At 52.7% G+C, this 18708-nt stretch carries 12 protein-coding genes; 8 read left to right on the forward strand and 4 right to left on the reverse strand.

The window, feature by feature from the left end:
- Nucleotides 1-36 precede the first annotated feature (36 nt).
- The 5 genes from ET464_RS05330 to ET464_RS05350 all read left to right on the forward strand — a co-directional run bounded on the left by ET464_RS05330 (nt 37) and on the right by ET464_RS05350 (nt 6972).
- Nucleotides 37-399: a hypothetical protein gene (locus ET464_RS05330; protein WP_129438889.1), complete on the forward strand. Its 363-nt coding sequence runs from the start codon at nt 37-39 to the stop codon at nt 397-399.
- Between the two features lie 99 nt (nt 400-498).
- On the forward strand, nt 499-993 hold the full coding sequence (locus ET464_RS05335) for a cation:proton antiporter regulatory subunit (protein ID WP_129438891.1): 495 nt from the start codon (nt 499-501) through the stop codon (nt 991-993).
- Nucleotides 994-997: 4 nt separating this feature from the next.
- Nucleotides 998-2269, forward strand: a complete 1272-nt coding sequence (locus ET464_RS05340; RefSeq protein ID WP_244226679.1) for a cation:proton antiporter — start codon at nt 998-1000, stop codon at nt 2267-2269.
- Between the two features lie 141 nt (nt 2270-2410).
- Entirely contained in the window at nt 2411-3379 is a 969-nt protein-coding gene (locus tag ET464_RS05345; protein ID WP_165279908.1) for a DUF7948 domain-containing protein, read from the forward strand.
- Between the two features lie 107 nt (nt 3380-3486).
- Nucleotides 3487-6972 (forward strand): DUF7507 domain-containing protein, encoded by a 3486-nt coding sequence (locus ET464_RS05350; RefSeq protein ID WP_129438895.1) that lies wholly within the window; start codon nt 3487-3489, stop codon nt 6970-6972.
- Between the two features lie 71 nt (nt 6973-7043).
- Here ET464_RS05350 and ET464_RS05355 read toward each other — a convergent pair whose 3' ends face one another.
- Together ET464_RS05355 and ET464_RS05360 are read right to left on the reverse strand one after the other, a co-directional pair.
- Nucleotides 7044-11327, reverse strand: coding sequence for a DUF7507 domain-containing protein (locus tag ET464_RS05355; protein ID WP_129438897.1), 4284 nt, complete (start codon nt 11325-11327; stop codon nt 7044-7046).
- The gene (locus tag ET464_RS05360) at nt 11273-11920 is read right to left on the reverse strand and encodes a hypothetical protein (RefSeq protein WP_129438899.1); all 648 of its coding nucleotides are present in this window, start codon (nt 11918-11920) and stop codon (nt 11273-11275) included. Before ET464_RS05360 ends, ET464_RS05355 begins: the two co-directional genes overlap by 55 nt.
- A gap of 293 nt (nt 11921-12213) precedes the next feature.
- On the opposite strand from ET464_RS05360, the gene ET464_RS05365 reads away from it, so the two are divergent.
- The 3 genes from ET464_RS05365 to ET464_RS05375 are packed head-to-tail and all read left to right on the forward strand — an operon-like array spanning nt 12214 to nt 16463.
- A complete protein-coding gene (locus ET464_RS05365) occupies nt 12214-13194 on the forward strand; it encodes an ornithine cyclodeaminase family protein (RefSeq protein WP_129438901.1) in 981 nt (326 codons plus the stop codon).
- 12 nt (nt 13195-13206) lie between these two features.
- Nucleotides 13207-14370, forward strand: a complete 1164-nt coding sequence (locus tag ET464_RS05370; protein ID WP_129438903.1) for a dipeptidase — start codon at nt 13207-13209, stop codon at nt 14368-14370.
- Nucleotides 14371-14372: 2 nt separating this feature from the next.
- Nucleotides 14373-16463: a CocE/NonD family hydrolase gene (locus ET464_RS05375; protein WP_129438905.1), complete on the forward strand. Its 2091-nt coding sequence runs from the start codon at nt 14373-14375 to the stop codon at nt 16461-16463.
- Nucleotides 16464-16645: 182 nt separating this feature from the next.
- Here the strand turns inward: ET464_RS05375 and ET464_RS05380 are convergent, their stop codons facing one another.
- A complete protein-coding gene (locus tag ET464_RS05380; protein ID WP_129438907.1) occupies nt 16646-17653 on the reverse strand; it encodes a FecCD family ABC transporter permease in 1008 nt (335 codons plus the stop codon).
- Nucleotides 17650-18654: a FecCD family ABC transporter permease gene (locus ET464_RS05385; protein WP_129438909.1), complete on the reverse strand. Its 1005-nt coding sequence runs from the start codon at nt 18652-18654 to the stop codon at nt 17650-17652. Before ET464_RS05385 ends, ET464_RS05380 begins: the two co-directional genes overlap by 4 nt.
- Nucleotides 18655-18708 lie beyond the last annotated feature (54 nt).

An 18708-nucleotide genomic window follows, 5' to 3' on the forward strand; every position in this document is an offset into this window, starting at 1 on the left:
CTATTGAAAAGCTGGAATCGGAAGGAGGCGTCCTACATGAACATGAAGCATACTCAGCGTTCTTACAGGCGCCTCTTTCTTCTGCTGTTCCTGCTTGGCGCGTTCGTTCTGTTCAGCATGCCTACCATGATGATTGGCGACAAAGAAACGGTATCCAGCCGTCCTCATCTTGTCCATGACCTGCCCAACAGCATGAAAGCAGTCAAACGTGTCGCGCCTTCTCCTGCCAGCAAACTGCTGCTTATGGCAGCGCTTCTTGCCGTGCTGTTCAGGTGGATTTCATTCCCCCGTTTTTACAGCAAAACCCCGGAATGCGCTTTGCTGTCCGCTATTTTTCTTCAACGGCTTAGAAGCCTGCTTATGCCCCTAAAGCTGACTACTTCCTATTCGCGCGTTTAATGGAAAATCATTCAAGCCCCCGTTATGCCGGAGGTTTATTTGCGTTATCCAAAAAACAGCGTTTAACGATATTCCCACCATTCGAGGAGGTAGTTTAGCATGAATATCCGTGAAATTGATCTTCCAGGTATCGGTAAAAAATTTACAATGAACACCCGCAGCGGCGACCAGCTTGTCATTATTGTGCATGATGACGGCCGGCGCGAATGTTACCATTTTGACCATGAAGATCCGGACACCAGCTTGTCCATGGTTACGCTTGACGACGACGAAGCGCGCATGGTTGCCGCGATGATCGGCGGAATGACCTACAAGCCCAAAATGCTGGAAACGATCGAGGTTGCACTCGATGATTTAATCATTGAATGGTACAAAATCGAAAGCCATTACGCCTGCATCGGCCAAACGATCGGACAGCTGAATGTCCGTAAAAATACCGGCAGCACCATTATTGCGCTGTTGTCCGCCAGCCATGCCAAGCATATTAATCCGGGACCGGAATTCGTCCTGGCTGCCGACGATACACTGGTTGTTGCAGGTGAGCGCGGGCAGCATAAGGAATTGAAAAAAATCCTCATGAATGGATGTGATTGATGAGATGGATCACATTATCCTTGAGGTTGGCTTAGCGATCGCGCTAATTGCGATGGCTGGTTTGCTGTCGGCAAAAATCCGTTTTTCCGTTATCCCGTTTTATATTTTGATCGGCATGATTGTTGGTCCCCATTCGTTTGAGCTGTGGCATTTTGATTTCCGTTTTATCGAAAGCACCCATCTGATTGAATTTATGGGCAGGCTTGGCGTCTTGTTCCTGCTCTTCTATCTGGGCCTTGAATTTTCTGTCGGCCGGCTGATCCGGTCGGGTCGCTCCATCGCCGTTGGCGGCACGATCTATATTGCGATTAATTTTACGCTGGGGTTATTATTTGGCCTGCTTAGCGGTTTCCCGTTTCAGGAAATGCTTATCATTGCCGGTATAACCACCATATCCTCCAGTGCCATTGTCGCCAAAGTGCTTGTTGATTTGAAGCGTACGGCTAATCCGGAGACGGAAATGATACTTGGCATCATCATGTTCGAAGATGTTTTTCTGGCCGTATATATCTCGATTGTATCCGGTCTTGTCTTAAGCGGCTCGACTTCTATCGGCGGCATTCTGCTCTCCACCCTCATCGCGCTTGGATTTATGCTGGCGTTGTTAACGCTTGGGCGCAAAGCCGCGCCGCTGCTGAACAAAGCGCTGAATATCCGCTCCAACGAGCTGTTTGCGCTCGTTATATTCGCCAGTCTGCTGCTCGTAGCCGGACTGTCTGAAACCATTCATGTCGCAGAAGCGATCGGAGCGCTGCTTCTTGGACTTGTGCTCGCCGAAACGGAGCATGTCAAACGCATTGAGAAGCTAATATTGCCGTTTCGCGATTTCTTTGGCGCCATCTTTTTCTTCAGCTTTGGCCTTACGATTGATCCGACCGCATTAGGCGGCGCGGTCTGGCTGTCGCTTGCTGCAGTGGCCGTTACGCTGATCGGCAATTTGGCGGCCGGTTTGCTTGCCGGACGGAGCGCCGGGCTATCCCCTAAAGCTTCAGTCAACATTGGACTTACCATTGTATCGCGCGGCGAATTTTCCATCATTATGGCCAATATAGCCAAAGCCGGGTCGCTGATGGCGATTATTCAGCCTTTTGCCGCGTTGTATGTTTTAATTCTGGCGATATTGGGTCCACTGCTCACCAAAGAAACGAAGCTTATCTATAACGGATTGAACCGGGTATTCAAGCTGGACCGGAGACAAGCTTCCGTTCCGGCAGCGGGCAATGAATCGCCTCTCCCCCATCCAAAACAAGCGCAGCGCGGGCTTGGCGACGAATAGCAGTTTGCAGCTAGCCGGCATGAGCTGTTCGGACCATGCAACAGCCTTTGCTGTGCTGATGCCGGGAACCATCCCCGGACTTATTCATCTCCATCCGGCATATCATGCTTATAATGGGAATTTGAAGCCGGAGGAGATGTCATGGTTTTAGAACGCTTTAAACCATTGAAACCAGATATCTTTGGCCAGCTGCCGATGTATTTTGTTCCAAACAAAGGTCAGTTCGGCCACGATATGGATATCAAGCTTGTCATGCAGAGCAGCAACTGCCGTTACTCTTTATTATCCAGAGAAGTGGTCATGACATGGTGCGGGATAGATATGGACATTAGCAGGCAAGGCGTAAACATCCGCTTGGCCTTCTGGAACCCGGAACCAAACGTCTCTGTAGTGGGCTGCCGACGGGCTGCCGGCGCTTTCCATTACTTGCGGGGGAACGATTCTGACCGCCACTTTACTGATATTCCTCTCTATCACGAAGCCGTCTACCGGCATGTATGGGAAGGAATCGACGCCCGTCTGTACTCTGAATCCGGCGGATTGAAATTCGACTGGATGTTGCAGCCGGGTGCGGATCCTTCTGCCATTCAGCTACTCATAACCGGAGCAGCCGATGTATGGCTGGATGACGAAGGGAATCTGGCTGCACAAACGCCTTACGGGCTATTCCAGGATGCCAAGCCCGTTGCTTTTCAAGAAACGGATTCCGGCCCCTGCGTTATCCCTTGCCGCTTTACGCTGGTGCCGGCAGCGGATGCGGAAGGATGGCTCGTTGGCTTTGAGCTCGAAGAAGGCTATAACCGTTTCATGCCATTAATTATTGATCCGGAACTTAATTTTAGTACGTATCTGGGTGGTACCGGCCTCGATTCTACAATTATGTCATCCAATACTCTCGAAGTTACGCCGCAAGGTAACGCTATTCTGGTCGGCATGTCGAATGCGGCCGCCACTTTCCCTATTACTCCCGGCGTCTTTCAGCCGGTGTACGGCGGCGGTTCTCTCGATATAACTATTACGAAATTCACATCAGACGGATCGGACATTCTGTTCTCTACTTTTCTCGGCGGAGACGGTACTGATATTCCCCGGGGCTGGAACTTGACCTAAGCAATAATATTTATATTTCCGGTTCGACAACCTCTCTCGACTATCCGGTCAGCCCTGGCGCCTTTCAAACATCCCGGCCAAGCGGCACAAGCGGATTTGTAACTAAAGTGAGCGATGACGGATCAGCCATACTGTTTTCGACTTATTTGGGCGGGACTACCGGCATTACCCGTTTTTTAGACCTGGATTTGGATTCATCCGATAACCCGATTGTCGTAGGCAGCACAACTAGCAATTTCTACCCTGTTACGCCCGGTGTATTCCAGCCGGTCTTTACCGGCACCGAATGCTCCGTTATTACGAAATTAAACGCCACGGGTACTGGCTTAATTTATTCGACCTTTGTGGGCGGCAGCCAAAACAGCCGGGGAAGCGGCCTTGATGTCGACGAGCTTGGCCAGGCATATGTAAGCGGTTCGGTGGATTCTACCGATTTCCCGACCACACCGGGCGCCTTTCAAGTTGTTGCGCCGCCGGGATTAAACGCCTTTCTGTACAAAATGAATGCTTCAGGCACAGCGCTAATCTACAGCACGTATATCGGCGGTTCTGCCACGGAGGAAAGTACGGACGTTGCAATTGACGAATTTGGCAATGCTTTTCTATGCGGCTCGACCACATCCGCTGATTTCCCGGTTACACCCGGTGCATTCCAAACCGCTCTGCAGGGAACGACAAGCGGATATATTACCAAAGTAAACAACAGCGGAACCGGATTAATATTTTCTACGTATTTAGGCGGGGCTGCCGGAAATACGCATGTGCTGGACTTGAACATCCGTGAGAATGTGATTTTGGTGACCGGTGATACGGATTCGGCATCGTTTCCGGTAACGCCGGATGCTTTCCAGCCGGCGTTAAGAGGCAGCCTTTCCGCTTTTGCGGTCATTATGGTGCCGACAGGAACCGCGCTCGGCTACTCGACTTATTTGGGAGGCAGCGGCACGCAAACCGGTTATGCGGTCGAATTCCAGCCCGATTCGCCGGAAGCGGTAACGTTTATCGCAGGGATTACCACATCTCCTGACTTCCCGGTTACGCCCGGTGCATTTGATACGACTGCTCTAAGCAATCCTCGCTTATTCTTGATGCAGTTTACGCCTTCTACCAATCTGACCGTCAGCAAGACGCCGGATCAAACACAGGTTTTAAGAGGGAGTACCGTTACGTACGCCATACAGCTGGTGAATACAAGCGAGATTGGAGGCGGGACAGATCCTACCTTAACGAATGTCACCGTTACGGATCCAATGTTGGGGCTGTCCGTCAATATTGGCACCTTATTAGGCGGGCAGACTTACGGTTTGACGGTTCCTTTCACCGTGCCGCCAACTACGCCGCTTGGTACACTATCCAATACAGTCAGCGTTATATGCGATCAATTCGCTTTCCCCCGTTTCGGCACAGCCGTCATCCAGATCGTTTCTGATCAAGCCGTTTCATTCACCAAGACGGTTACGCCGCGTTTTGCACAGCCGGGCAGCACGGTTTCCTTCGCTATCATTGTAGATAATACCGGAACTGCCGACTTGACGAATGCGGTGCTGACTGATGTATTGCTTGGCATTAACGAGTCGCTGGACACGATTCCGCCCGGAAGCGCCTATACGCTGACTGTTCCGTTCGTCATCCCGGGCAATGCCGTTATCGGCAGCGTGATCTCGAATACGGCGGAGCTGACAGCCGATCATTTGACGCTGCAACAAGCTTCGGCAAGTGTAGAAGTTATTGATATAGCCCAGCTTGCTTTAACGAAAACACCGGATCGTCTATTTGTTTCGCCAGGCGATACGGTGACATTTACGGTTGGCGTTTTTAATTCAGGCAGAGTAAATGTGACTAACATTCTGCTTACCGATGATATTACCGGATTCCAGGCAACCATCCCGTTTCTTCCGATCGGAGACCGGCGCATCTTTACCGTACCTTTACTCGTACCGCTGGAAACACCGCCACAATTGTATACGAATACGGCAAGGGCAGTTTCGGATCAGACAGCAGCCGTAACTGCTTCCGCATCTGTAACCGTTAATGCGGTCCCGCGGGTCGGTCTTCGCAAATTACCGAGCCAAACTTCCGTTACGCCCGGTCAAACGATTGAATATACGGTTACGGTTTCAAACTTTGGGAACATTCCTTTGACAAGTGTAGTAATCAATGATCCGCTGCTCGGTATCCATCTCGCTGTTCCCGATATTGCGGTCGGAAGCCTGGCTGTACGCAATTTGCCGTTTACCATTCCTTTGAATGCGAGAATAGGCAGCGAAATTGTGAATGAACTGACTGTTTCAACCGCTGAGACCGGACCGCAATCCGTGCAGTCCACCGTTACGGTAGCCAGTACGGGAATCTCGATTGCCAAGCAATCCAGCACAGCCATTGCCGCACCGGGAACAACCGTTGTTTATACGCTCACCGCCGGCAATTTGCTGCCTGTCGTACAAACCAATATCCGGCTGGACGATGCAATGCTTGGAATCCACGAAGTAGTGCCGTTGCTCGAAGTCAACGAAACGCTGGTCAGAACTGGCTCATTCACCGTTCCGCCGAATGCCGTCAACGGCAGCGTTATTACAAACGTGTTTATCGTATCGTCGGACCAAACGTTTGCCCAGGCTGCGGAGTTCGGAATTACGGTCCAAAGCGGACCGCCAGGGCCGCCTACAACGCTTGCCGCCAGCAAGCTGGCGGACCGGAACATTGCCGCCCCCGGCGAAGAGGTCAACTATACGGTTGAAGTTTCGAATGTCGGCCCTAATCCGGCAACCGTCATTATCGTGTCCGATTCCTTAACAGGGACGAACAATATAGTGCCGGTCCTGGCTCCGGGCGAAACGGCCCGCTTGTTTTATTCGTTTATCCTTCCGGAGCAAGCGCTGCAGGGTACCGTATTTGCCAATCGGGTAACCGTCGCTTCCCCGGAAGCGCCAACTGTACAAAGTGAATTCCGCGTTACAACCGGCCTGCCTCGTACACTGCTGAGCTTGGCGAATACTGCCAGCAGGCCGGTTGCAAATCCGGGAGAAACCGTCCTGTTCACGGTTATCGTGCAGAACGTATCGTCCAGCTTCACCCTTACCAATGTCCGGGTCATCGAACCGCTCACAAACTTCAGCACCCAAATCCCTCAGCTGGGAAGCGGCGAGCTGCAATCTTTCACGCAGCCGTTCGTTATACCTGCTGATGCCATCGGAGGAACCGTGATAACGTCACAGGCGTTCGCCGCTTCCGACCAGACGCCGCTGCAGGATGCGCCTGCAATTGTCACTGTAGCATCACTGCCAAATGTAGAACTGACGCATCAGGTCAGTCCGCGTTCCGGCCATTCCGGACAGACGGTGATCTTCTCTATCCGAATAAGAAATACAGGGAACGTCGATCTGATTAACGTGCTCATTACCGCCCCTCTGCTGGATGTCCGGTTGTTATCGGAACGCATCCCGATCGGAAGCGATCAAACGCTGCAAATTCCGTTCATATTGCCTGAAGTGGATGAAGATACAACACTGGTCAGCACCGTAACGTTAACATCAGATAACGGACCTGTCCGGACAGCAAGCGCTTCTGTTCTTGTCATCCATGAAGAAGAATAAGAACAAGGGTCGTGCAAGCCATCTGCGGATGATTTGCACGACCCTTGTTTGTTATGAAACTTAAGGCAGTTTTATTCCCCTTCTTCCACTTCAATTTCCACCACGTTGGAATTTGTCTGGAACACCCTGCCGTTTACGACCGCCCGGAACAACGCTTTCCCTTGATTATCGGCTTTGCCCCCATGCGGTACCGCATTAGCTTCCGCACGAAAGCGGATGACAGCGGACTGCCCCGGTTCTAGTATCCCTGCCGGAATGCCGGGCAGCGGGCTTGCATTCGGCAACAGGCGGTCATCTACGGTCACGCTGCCCGGAACAAACGTAAACTCACCCGCCAGCTGATCGGTAATGATAACGTCAAGCGCAGCGTGCTCTCCTGTATTTACCGCCTGCAAGGCTATGTCGAATATTTCTCCCACCGATACAGTCGATGCAGAGACGGTTTTCCGAAGCTCCAAAGGCAAAGGGCTTAGATGAACAGTTGCCGTTGCCAATTGCCCGCCAAGCTCATCTGATACGATAACAAACGTGTTGACCAAATCTGTGCCGGGCACCGCATCGTCCGGAATTACATAGGAAATAACGATCGACTGCGATTCATTAACGTTTAAAGTACCTATAACGGCTTCCAGCTGAAGCATGGGGTCCAACATATGCACATTCGTTAAAGGCGTATTCCCGGTATTGGTTCCTCTCAGAATAAAAAAGACGGTTTGGCCGGGCAAGACGCTCTGCGGGCGTACTTGTTTGCTTATTTCCAAACGTGGCAGCGGGCCGGCTGTGACCGAAGCGCTGGCCCGCCGTTCCCCCACTTCATCAGCCCGCACAAATACTTCATTGACGATGACCGTCCCTGCAGCTGTTCCTTCGGGAATAACATACGAAAGCTCAAGCTGCGCTGTAAAGCCTGCCGGCACGACTGCTGCCGTTTGGATAAGGCCAAACAGCGGGTCCTCAAACTGAACATTCGTTAATGCTGCATTGGATAAATTAGCAAAATTAATTGTAAAAAAGACGGTTTCGCCCGGCAGCGCTTCGGCACGGTCTGCCCGTTTGGACAGGTTTACCTCGTGGGCCGGCAGCACAACAAGATCTGCACTTGCGGTCTGTTCCGGAAGCTGATCAGAAGCTGCCGTTGCAACATTGTGAATAATGGTGCCCGGCGGTTCATTTGGCACAATAAAAGTCGCAGAGAAGATTTGGAAAGCTCTCGCAGCCAGTACAGGAATTTGCAGCGCCACCTGGAGGACGGAATCAGCAAGTACGACATTCGTTAAATCGGTATTTCCGGTGTTGGACAATCTCAGCCTGAACGTTACAGCCTCCCCTGGCCTCGCTTGAGCCGGCGTAACGGTTTTCTCCAGCGCCAAGCTTGGAGGAAACGCCGTAACGATAATGCTTGCACTTGCTTCAACCTCTTCTGTTTCATTCGAGATTACAAATGCGGTATTATTAATCGTTTCACCCGCTCGCGCATTCAGCGGCACAACAAAAACAAAGGGAAACTGTACAGTCTGCCCTGGCGACAGGCTGCCAATTGTCGAATCGACTTGAAGGAGCGGATCGAACAGGGCGACACCCGTAATCGTCTCCGTTTCGGGATTCGCAATTTCGACTATAAATTGTACGGTTTCGCCGGGAGCGGCGCTTGGCCGGTCGACGGTTTTGGAAACATTCAGAACAAGCGGCGCCGCCGCAACACGTACCGCTGCAGTTGCGAGCAGCGATTCCGTCTCATCGGATACTGCAGTGCTCGTATTCGTAATAATTGATCCGACAGGCGCATCCAGCGGAATTTGAAAAGGTATCGTATATGTCTGGGAAGCTCCGATTGCCAGCTCAGAGAAGGAATCATTCAGCCCCAGCAGCCCGTCTCCGACACCAATATCATGCAAGACGGTATTACCGATATTGGTCACTGTAATGGTATAAGTAACAACTGCTCCGGGAAGCGCACTTGCCGGTGTGACGCTTTTCTCAATCGTCATGGCCGGCAAGGTCCGCACAATAAGAAAGCTGGAAGCTTGCTGAGGCGTCCCTCCTTCAGGCAGCGCCGTTATAATGTTCTGGATAACATCGCCGCCAAGCGCATTAGCCGGTACGGTAAACGGAATTACCGCGCTGACGAAATCGCCGCTTTCCAGCAGCGGAATAAGTATGGAGTAGCCTAGCGCTGGATCGGTGACAGCGATATTGGTTAACGGCAGCGGCCCTGTATTCGTTAGCAGGTAACTGAAGGACACTTCCTGGCCCGGAGCGGCCTCTGACGGATCTACAGATTTGACGATTGTAAAGTCTGCCTGCTGCACCCGCAGCGCAGCTGTCGCAACGGCGCTTACCGACTCGGATTCAAAGCTTGCGGTAACAGTTGCATTGTTTACAAACGGGTCGGTAGCCGAAGCGGGCACAACAAAAGGAAACGGCACTACCGCTGATTCAGAAGCAGCAAGCGTTCCAATCGTTTGAGACAACCCAAGCAGCGGATCGGTGAGCGTAACAAATTCAAGTGATGTATTCCCGCTGTTCGTAATTTGGAACAAGTACGTAACAGAGCTGCCTGGAGCAGCTTCTTCCGGCACAACGCTTTTCGTTAGCGTAATGGCCGGCCTTGCCGCTACAAGTACGTCCGCATTGGCTGATAACGGTTCGATTCCATCTGCGAAAGTCGTAGAGAGATTGCGGAACACTTGGCCGCTTACGGCATCTCTTGGAATCGTAAATGTCGCATTCAGCGTAATGGAAGCGCTGGGAGCCAGGGCAGCGAAAGTCTGGTTAATGCCAAGCGTCGCGTCTTCAATGACAACATTGGTAAGTTCGGTGTCACTGACGTTCGTAACTACAATGGTATATTCAACCGTATCACCAGGCGCTGCCAGCGGCCTGTTAACTTGTTTGATGATAAACAGTTCGGTCAGGGAGGTTACGACGATCGAAGCCTGATCGAATACTGCATTGGTTTCAAGCGGACTCATCGCAGCGGTGTTCGTAATGACGCTGCCGGGAAATGTTCCGCTGGGAACGGTATACTCCGTTGTAAAAGATCTGCTTTCACCAGGCGCCATGAAAGGAATGATGGCAAAAAAATTAGTTAATGAGTCATTAATAACGACTTGTGTAATGGCAGTGTTGGATAGATTGTCGGCCGTAATCGTATAGGTCACCGTATCGCCGGGCAGTACAATCAGACGATCAGGAACCTTCGTAACCCGGATTTCAAATAGAGACAGGACCGATACATTCGCCTGCGCTTCAACCGAATCGGTCTGATCGGAAATGGCAACTGCCGTATTGGTAATAACCGTTCCGGACAATATGCCTGTTGGGATGACATAATTGACAAACAAACTAGTCGAAGCCCCCGGCGCAAGGGAAGACAACTCCTCATGAAAGCTGATCAGAGGATCATCAATCATAATGTTCGTAAGCGGAATTTGTCCGCTATTCGTAACTACGATCGTATATGTTACGGTATCGCCGGGTGGAGACCGGTTAGGCGTCACGGATTTGGCTAACGTCAGCCCCGGAATTTGCAAATCCGTTATGACCACATTGGATGGCGTACTGCCGGTTTGGAACGGTCCTCCTGAAACGATCTGATAGCTGAAATCAATGCGAGACCGGTTTCGAATGACGCCATCCACTGTAATTGCCGTTACCTGCACTTGAAAAGCAACCTGTGCCGCCCCTCCGGGAGCGAGCGTGCCAAGCGGTATGCCAACAGACGGGTCCGCTGCAGGCGTCGGCACTCCATTAATAACAACGCTGCCTGCTATAAACTGCGTGCCGGCAGGAACCGGATCTGCAAAAAAACTAAGCCCGGCCGCCGCTGTTCCGGAGTTAACGATATTAGTCGTATAGGTCAGCACATCCCCTACAGCTGCGGAACTTACGCTGGCGCTTTTAGTCAGTACGAAAAAAGGCGCGTTGATTTCAATGGAAAAGCCGACCCCGACAACGAGATATGCATCGCTGGAAGTCCGGAACTGCAGAACAGCGGATGTCTGATTATTAACGAGCTGCGGCGATACATCAACCGCCGTTACATCCCAACCTTGCCGGCCGCCGACAACAAGCGTGCCTGGTGCGCCGTTAATATGGTTCCGGGTGCCGAAAGTGCCTGTAGTATCCAGCAGGCCAAGCTCATTATTAATTTGAGAAGCAAAAAAATTGTTCGCGAAATTGTTAGGGCCTGATATCGGAAGTAATGTCGCTACTGTTTGGCCAAATAAGACTTGCTCCCCGCTTCTGCCCGGGTCCCCTTCCGCCGCACACATCGAGATACGCCCGAATACAGGACCGGTCAGCGGAGTAGCAAAGCCGGAAATCGGCGTTGTGATCGTTTGATCGGGCGCCACCCGGACAATTCCGGCAAATATGGACAAATTTCCGAACGTAAGCGTACTGTTCTGAAAAGCGACGCAAAGCGTCCAGCCGCAGCTGTTTTCAAACTCATCGTTAATCGTAATCGTCCCGACAACGCCGCCGCAAGTATACGCCCCTGCTCCGCCCCCTGGACGATAGCGGTCACATCGGCGCTCCGCACATAGTTGGTTAAATTGCCTTCTACAACCGTTTGTGCCGTAGCCGGATCGGGTGTGATCGCAAAGGTGCTGCCATTAGGCACGGTCAAATTTACCGTTTTATCAATAAAAGGAGTCAAGTCGCTGCTCGGATTCCGGCAAAGCCCTGCCCATACGAGCTCCGCATACAATACGGTGCTGCCGGCCGGCAGCCGAAGGATTGCGGTTGAACTGTTCAAATTGAAATCGTCCGTTGTGCCTGACGGATAAGTACCGAATTGCCTGCTCGTATCAATCGTTACGTAAGCGCCGATCGAATCTACAGTTCCGGGCTGACCTACATTATTGGAGCGGCTTAGTCCAAGCGTATTGCCGGTAAAAATAATATCGCCCGCCACATTGTTCGTATAACGGAGGATTAACGTCATTTTTTCGCCTCCTTTGCCGTTCAAGATAACTCCGCCTAATGATGGCCCTATTTTATTTTTACGATTGAATGTATGTTTTCAGTCGTAAATTTGCAGAGCCGTTATATATCATTTGCCCTGGTCATACGCCCCGGAAAAGCAGGATCAACCCCCAAACCCAATAAAACGCGGCCCCTTCATCACTTCCGGCTTTATTGCATCATGAAGATTGATATGGACAGTTGTGATTCTGCTTCGTCATGGCATAAAATGAGAGAGTCTTTCTATTCACTCGTAAAGCAGGTGAAGTGATCTTGATCGTCATTGGCCAGAACGAAGTTAGCGAATTATTATCCATGGAAACTTGTATCACACTGATGGAAAATGCACTAAAGGACTTGTCTGCCGGACAAGCCGAACAGCAGCTGAGATCCGTTGTACCCGTCCGTGAGGGCGGCTTAATGGGGCTTATGCCTGCTTATTTGATCCGCCAGCAAATCGTTGGCGCCAAGCTGATCAGCGTCTTCCCCGGCAACCATAACCGCGGGCTGCCTTCCCATCAAGGCGCCATCGCCTTATTTGACTCCGCCACCGGCGCATTGAAAGCGATCGTTGACGGGCGCCGTGTGACGGCAATCCGGACAGCTGCCGTCAGCGCGGCTGCATCGAAACAGCTCTCCGCTCCCGGATCGCGTACGTTGTCCCTGATTGGCACAGGCGAGCAGGCGCGCAGCCATTTGGAAGCGATGCTGCTGGTACGGCCAATCGAACAAGTCAAAATATGGAGCCCGAACCGCCGGCACGCCGAGCAGTTCCAATCCGAAATGGAGCATCTGTACGGCAGCAGGCTGCGAATCAGCTTGTGCGCCACTGCCGAGCAGGCCGTTTCCGGCACCGACATCATCTGTACCGTAACGTCCTCCACCACTCCCGTGCTCCAGAACGAGTGGATTCCGGACGGTGTCCACATTAACGCCGTCGGCGCCTGCCGGGCTGCAGACCGGGAGCTGGCTACCGGCATTGTAAAGCGTTCCCGCCTGTTCGCCGACCGGCGCGAATCCGCCGAAAGCGAAGCCGGCGATTATTTAATCCCGCTCCAGGAAGGAGCCATCGGCAATGGCCACTTAATTGGGGAAATTGGCGAAGTGCTGCTTGGTCAAATCGAAGGCCGAACATCGGACCATGAAGTTACGTTGTTCAAGTCGCTTGGCCTTGCCGTGGAAGATTTGGCTGCAGCAGCTTATATCGCCGAACAAGCCGAACTGCTCGGAAAAGGTACAACTATCGAAATGTAGGAGAGTGGCATCATGAGCGAACATCAGCAGCTTTACGATTTTCACCTGTCCGCGGAACAGGAACAGCGCGCATATGAGCTTCACGAGCGCAGTATTGTCATTGATCTTCTTTTTCAAGGCCCGCTGTCTCCCGGAGTCATTCCGCCGCACATATCCGACCAGCTTAAACAAGAAAGCGAGCCGCTTAAAGACGATCCGCTGGCATACAGCGCATTCCCGGCCAAAAAACTCCGCCAAATGTCCGTCAGCGGCGAGCTGGAACCGTTCAAGGAGGAATGGTACCGCTCCGGCATTACAGCCGGCAACCGGGAGCTCGATCTGTCAACGCCGGAAGCTATGATAACAAGCATGGGCGAGATTCAGGAGCAATTCGACCGTTTCGATTGGCTCATCAAAGCGCTCAGCGCCTCCGACATTCGAAGCGCCAAAGCGCACGGCTTAAAAGCCGGCATCGTTACGGCTCAGGACCCTGCCGGCATCGGCACCAATCTCGAGCTGCTTGAAGCGCTTCACCGCTATGGCCTTCGCGTTCTCCAGCTTACCTACAACAATCAGAACGCCATTGCTTCCGGCTGTATGGAGCTGGCCAACGGCGGTGTCTCCAACTTCGGCATGACGTTCATCCGCAAGCTGAATGAGCTGGGCATTGTGGTGGACACAAGCCACTGCGGCAAACAAACGACGCTGGACGCCTGCCGCTTGTCGGACAAGCCCGTTATCGCTTCCCATACTGGCGCTGAGGCGATCTACCCGCACCGCCGCTGCAAAAGCGACGAAGAGCTGCGGGCAATCGCCGCTACCGGCGGCGTAATCGGCGTATTTGCGATGCCGTGGTTTGTCCATGGGGATCCGCAGGCCACAACAATTGACCATGTGCTGGACCATATTGATTACATCGTTTCGCTCGTTGGCACAGACCATGTCGCCATCGGTACGGATTGGCCGATGAGCGATGTCAGCTGGTCGCTTGTTTACTTTAAAGAGCACATTGCTCCGAAACTTGGTTTTGCCAAAGGCGACGGTCCTTCTACCGAACTGATTCACGGATTCGAGCAATACGGCCTGTTCGTGAACTTTACACGCGGGCTTGTTGCACGAGGTTACTCCGACGAACAAGTCAGCAACATCATCGGCGGCAACTGGCTGCGGGTATTCGAACAAGTGTGGGGGCGCTAAAGATGACAACTTACTATTTGTATTGCGCGGGTGTGTACGAGGGTACAATCCGTTTTACAGAAAACGCGGTGATGCACGCCAAAGTGGATGCCAGACGCCGTACGCAAATGCAGGAAAATGTGCTGGACAGCAAGGCAAAATACGTCCTTCCGCTGGAAAAAATACGTGCAGCGCTCCCTTTATACCGTAAAACAGAATGGACCGGACAACGCGTGACAGTCGAAAACGGCGAGACCTATCACCGCCATACGGTATTTGAAGACGGAGGCCGTGTCTCTCAAGTGTGGGCGAAACGCGGCGACACGGCAGTCGATATCGTAACGCTGGACGGAGAAGTCATCGCCTTTTTATGCCCGAACCGGTATGGCATGGAGCTGCTTGTCCTTGAGGGCATGGAGAAGCTGACGCCGCTTGCCGGGTATGCGGACGCTAAGCTGTCCCGCCCGGATTACGGTGTCAATGATCTTGGCACTTTCCTTGTTCCGATGCGGGATGGCGTCAAGCTGGCGACAGATGTATACCTCCCGGAAGGCATCAAGCCGGGGACCCGCCTGCCGACGATTCTGGTCCGGACCTGCTATGACCGGAACGGCCGCAAGGAAAGTTTTATGCGATGGGCAAACAAAGGTTACGCGGTCGTGAATCAGGACGTGCGCGGCCGGGCGGATTCGGAAGGCGAGCTGATCCCGTTTTATTACGAACGCGAGGACGGCAGCGATACGATTGACTGGATTATTAGCCAGGATTGGTCAAACGGCGATGTTGGCATGTGGGGCGCTTCTTACCTCGGTTATGTCGTTATGGCAGCTTCCACCAGCGGCCACCCGAATTTAAAAGCCGTCGTCAACGAAGTGAACGTCGGCTCTCCTTTTGTCGATACGGTACGCCGCGGCGGAACCGTATGCTCATGGCCGCTCCTATGCTGGACGCTGGCGCAGTCGGTTGGCACCCGGACGGACTTTGATATATTCGGCGGCATTACGGTAGATCCGGCCAAAGCTGTCGATGCCCGGCCCATCCGGGACATTCCGCAGCAAATGATCGGCAGAAGCTCCGGGCCATGGGATTTATGGAGCGAACATCCGGAATATGATTCGTACTGGAGCAACTGTACGCATTCGGAGCGTGCGCATCAGATCAAGGCGCCGATGTTTGTCATCTCCGGCTGGTATGACGGCGACAGCGCCGGTGTCTCGGAAACGTGGCGGCTGCTTACGGAACATGATGTTCCGAACCGTAAAATCTGGCTTGGGCCATGGGAGCACGGCCCCAACCGGGCACGCGACCTGCATGGCGTCGCCTTCGGCGAAGACGCCGTTGTGTATGATTACGATATAAACGTGCTTCGCTGGTTCGATCATTTCCTGAAAGGGATCGACAATGGCATCGAACGGGAACCAAGAGCCAGCTATTATGTTGTTGGGGAGAACAAGTGGCGGACTTCCAGCGACTGGACGCCGGCGGAGTCGGTGGTGACACCGTTTTATTTGGGCAGCGGCGGACGCGCAAACTCTGCATTTGGCGATGGGACGTTGTCCTCTTCCCTCCCAGTCCGGACGGAGCCGGATATATATGTGTATAATCCATCCGATCCGGTGGCGGACTCCGGCGAACGGATACCGGAAAACCGCCGCGCCATCGAGCTTCGGCAGGATGTGCTCTGTTATACAAGCGATAAGCTGGACCGCAGCCTGGACATTGCCGGCGAGCTTTCGGCTGTGCTGTATGCTGCCAGCTCCGCGGTTGACACCGATTGGGTTGTCGCCCTTAGCGATGTGGATGAAGCGGATAATTCGATATTGCTGTCGAGCTATATTATCCGCGCCAAATACCGCCTGGGGTATGACAAGCCGGAGCTGCTGACGCCGGACAAGGCGGAACGGTTCGACATCTTTATGCCGAATATCGCCCACCGTTTTGCCGCAGGCCACAGGATCCGCTTCTCGGTTACATCGTCCAGCAAATTTGTCGCATTTCCAAATTCCAATACGGGGCTTAACCCGTACGACGATCCGGAACCTGTACCGGCGACGCAAACGATCTACCATTCCGAGCAGTATCCAAGCTGCGTGCTCCTCCCCGTGCTACAGTAAATAAGCGCAAGCGCTTATACCTTGAAGCGCCTGCTTGGGTGAGACGACTCGCTGAAAGTATATATCGTTCTGCACAACAGAAATGGCAGTGTCAGGGATATGCCCTGCACCGCCATTTCTAATTATGGGTAAAGAAAACAGCCGATCTCGCGTTCATCTCCACTCGCTGCCGATGTACCCGCCTACTTGCGCAGCAGCAAGTACAAGAAATACGGGCCGCCAATAAGCGCAACCATGATGCCTGCCGGAATGCCTGACGGATCAACAAGATGACGTCCGACCGTATCCGCGAGCAAAAGCAGCCAGCCGCCCATCAGCACCGCAAGCGGCACATAAAACTGGTGGCGCCGCCCGACAATCGCCTTGGCGATATGCGGAGCCATAAGCCCGACAAAAGCGATGCCGCCTGTAACCGACACGGCTGCCGCGGCAAGCGCAACGGCAGAGCCAAGCAGCAGCAGCCGGTCCCGGTTCACGGAGACGCCGGCTCCGATGGCGATGGATTCGTCCATAGCCAGCAGATTCAGCACGTTGGATTTGTACAGCACATACGGCAATAAGATAACAAGCCAAGGAAGTACGGCCCACACAAACGGCCAGTCCGCTCCCCAGATGGTTCCGGCCAGCCACTGAGCTATAAAATCAACTTTTCTGTAATCCGTTGAGGAAATGAGAACGACCATTAACCCGTTCAGTGCCAGTGCAAAGCCTACCCCAACAAGCACAAGCTTTACCGGCTTCAGCCCTGTTGATCGGGAATAGGAAAACAAATAAATAACAGCCGCTGTAATAAGCGCGCCAACAAACGCCACAATCGGAAGTACGTACGCAAAATTTCTTGGATCTAAAGGAAAATAGAGAAAAAAGACGGAAATCGCTACACCAGCGCCTGCATTGATGCCGATGATACCGGGATCGGCCAAATCGTTGCGGGTAATTCCCTGCAGAATGGAGCCGGACAAGGCCAGCGCCATACCGGCCAGAAGCGTAATGACCACCCGCGGCAGACGAATGGAGAACAGCAGCAGGTTTTCTTTGGATGTTCCGTGGCCAAACAACGTAACCAGCAAGCGATCCAGTGAAAAAGAACCCGAACCAAGCCTCGTGCCGATGACAAATGTCGCCGCAATAAGGATGAGCATCGTTACGCAAACGATGATCTGCTTGCGAATTTTGGCAGCCGTAATCATGACAGCGACTTCACTCCTTTACGAACAACAACTAAGAAGAACGGAAGTCCAAGCACTGCAATAATGGCGACAACCGGCGTTTCAAAAGGAGCAAATAGCGTTCTCCCGATCGTATCTGCCAAAAGCATCAGCACGGCCCCCCAAACGGCCGACATCGGAATAACGCTGCGGTAATCGGTCCCAAACATCGCTCGGACCATATGCGGAATCATCAGCCCGATAAACGCCATATTGCCAACAAGCGCAACAGCCGCTCCTGCCAGCAAAATGATCACCACATATAAAACCGATTTGATATAGGACGTCCGTATGCCAAGGCCAACGGCGGAATCTTCATTTAAGCTTAAGATGGTCAGCTGTTTGGATAAAGCAAGCGCAACAAGAAGCGAAACTACAATAAACGGGCTAATCGCCTGTACCTGCCCCCAAGTCGTGCCGATTAAGCCGCCTGAGGTCCACATCGTTACGTTTTTGGACGTTTTGGTCAATAAGCCGATGCCGTCCGACGCTGCATATAAAAATGCGGACACGGCCGAACCGGCGAGTACAATTCGAAACGGCGACATGCCGCCTCTTCGCAAAGCGCCAATCCCAATGACAAGGAACATGCCTAACGCCGCCCCGGCAAAACATACCAGCATAATGCCAAAATAGTTAATGGCTGAAAAAACAGCAACTGCGACGGCAAGCGCCGCATTGGCGCCAGCTGTCAATCCAAGCAGTCCAGGATCAGAAAGCGGATTACGGGTCAGGCCTTGCATAATGGCTCCAGACATTGCAAGTGCCGCTCCAACAAGAACAGCCGCCACTTCACGCGGATACCGAATTTCGCGGAGCATTGCAATTTTATCTTCCCCGCCTCCCCTGTTAACCAGCACAAGCCACAGCTCACGCAGGGAGACGTCCTTGGCGCCTAGAAACATGGCAAGCGCAAACATAATGACAAGCGCCGCTAAGCTGCATACCCATTTGACAGCAAATAACCGCCGACCGCCACGCATGACGTTATTCCTCCTTTAACGAATAAAAGGCGCGAAGAAAGCCGAGAGCGCCTT

Source organism: Paenibacillus protaetiae (assembly GCF_004135365.1).
Taxonomy (GTDB): domain Bacteria; phylum Bacillota; class Bacilli; order Paenibacillales; family Paenibacillaceae; genus Paenibacillus_AP; species Paenibacillus_AP protaetiae.

Excerpts from the sequence above, each read along its gene's own strand:
- ET464_RS05340 (WP_244226679.1), top strand. The coding sequence starts at position 998 with ATGGATCACATTATCCTTGAGGTTGGCTTAGCGATCGCGCTAATTGCG.
- ET464_RS05335 (WP_129438891.1), top strand. The coding sequence starts at position 499 with ATGAATATCCGTGAAATTGATCTTCCAGGTATCGGTAAAAAATTTACA.
- ET464_RS05385 (WP_129438909.1), bottom strand. The coding sequence starts at position 18,654 with ATGCGTGGCGGTCGGCGGTTATTTGCTGTCAAATGGGTATGCAGCTTA.
- ET464_RS05380 (WP_129438907.1), bottom strand. The coding sequence starts at position 17,653 with ATGATTACGGCTGCCAAAATTCGCAAGCAGATCATCGTTTGCGTAACG.
- ET464_RS05345 (WP_165279908.1), top strand. The coding sequence starts at position 2,411 with ATGGTTTTAGAACGCTTTAAACCATTGAAACCAGATATCTTTGGCCAG.
- ET464_RS05370 (WP_129438903.1), top strand. The coding sequence starts at position 13,207 with ATGAGCGAACATCAGCAGCTTTACGATTTTCACCTGTCCGCGGAACAG.
- ET464_RS05375 (WP_129438905.1), top strand. The coding sequence starts at position 14,373 with ATGACAACTTACTATTTGTATTGCGCGGGTGTGTACGAGGGTACAATC.
- ET464_RS05360 (WP_129438899.1), bottom strand. The coding sequence starts at position 11,920 with ATGACGTTAATCCTCCGTTATACGAACAATGTGGCGGGCGATATTATT.
- ET464_RS05330 (WP_129438889.1), top strand. The coding sequence starts at position 37 with ATGAACATGAAGCATACTCAGCGTTCTTACAGGCGCCTCTTTCTTCTG.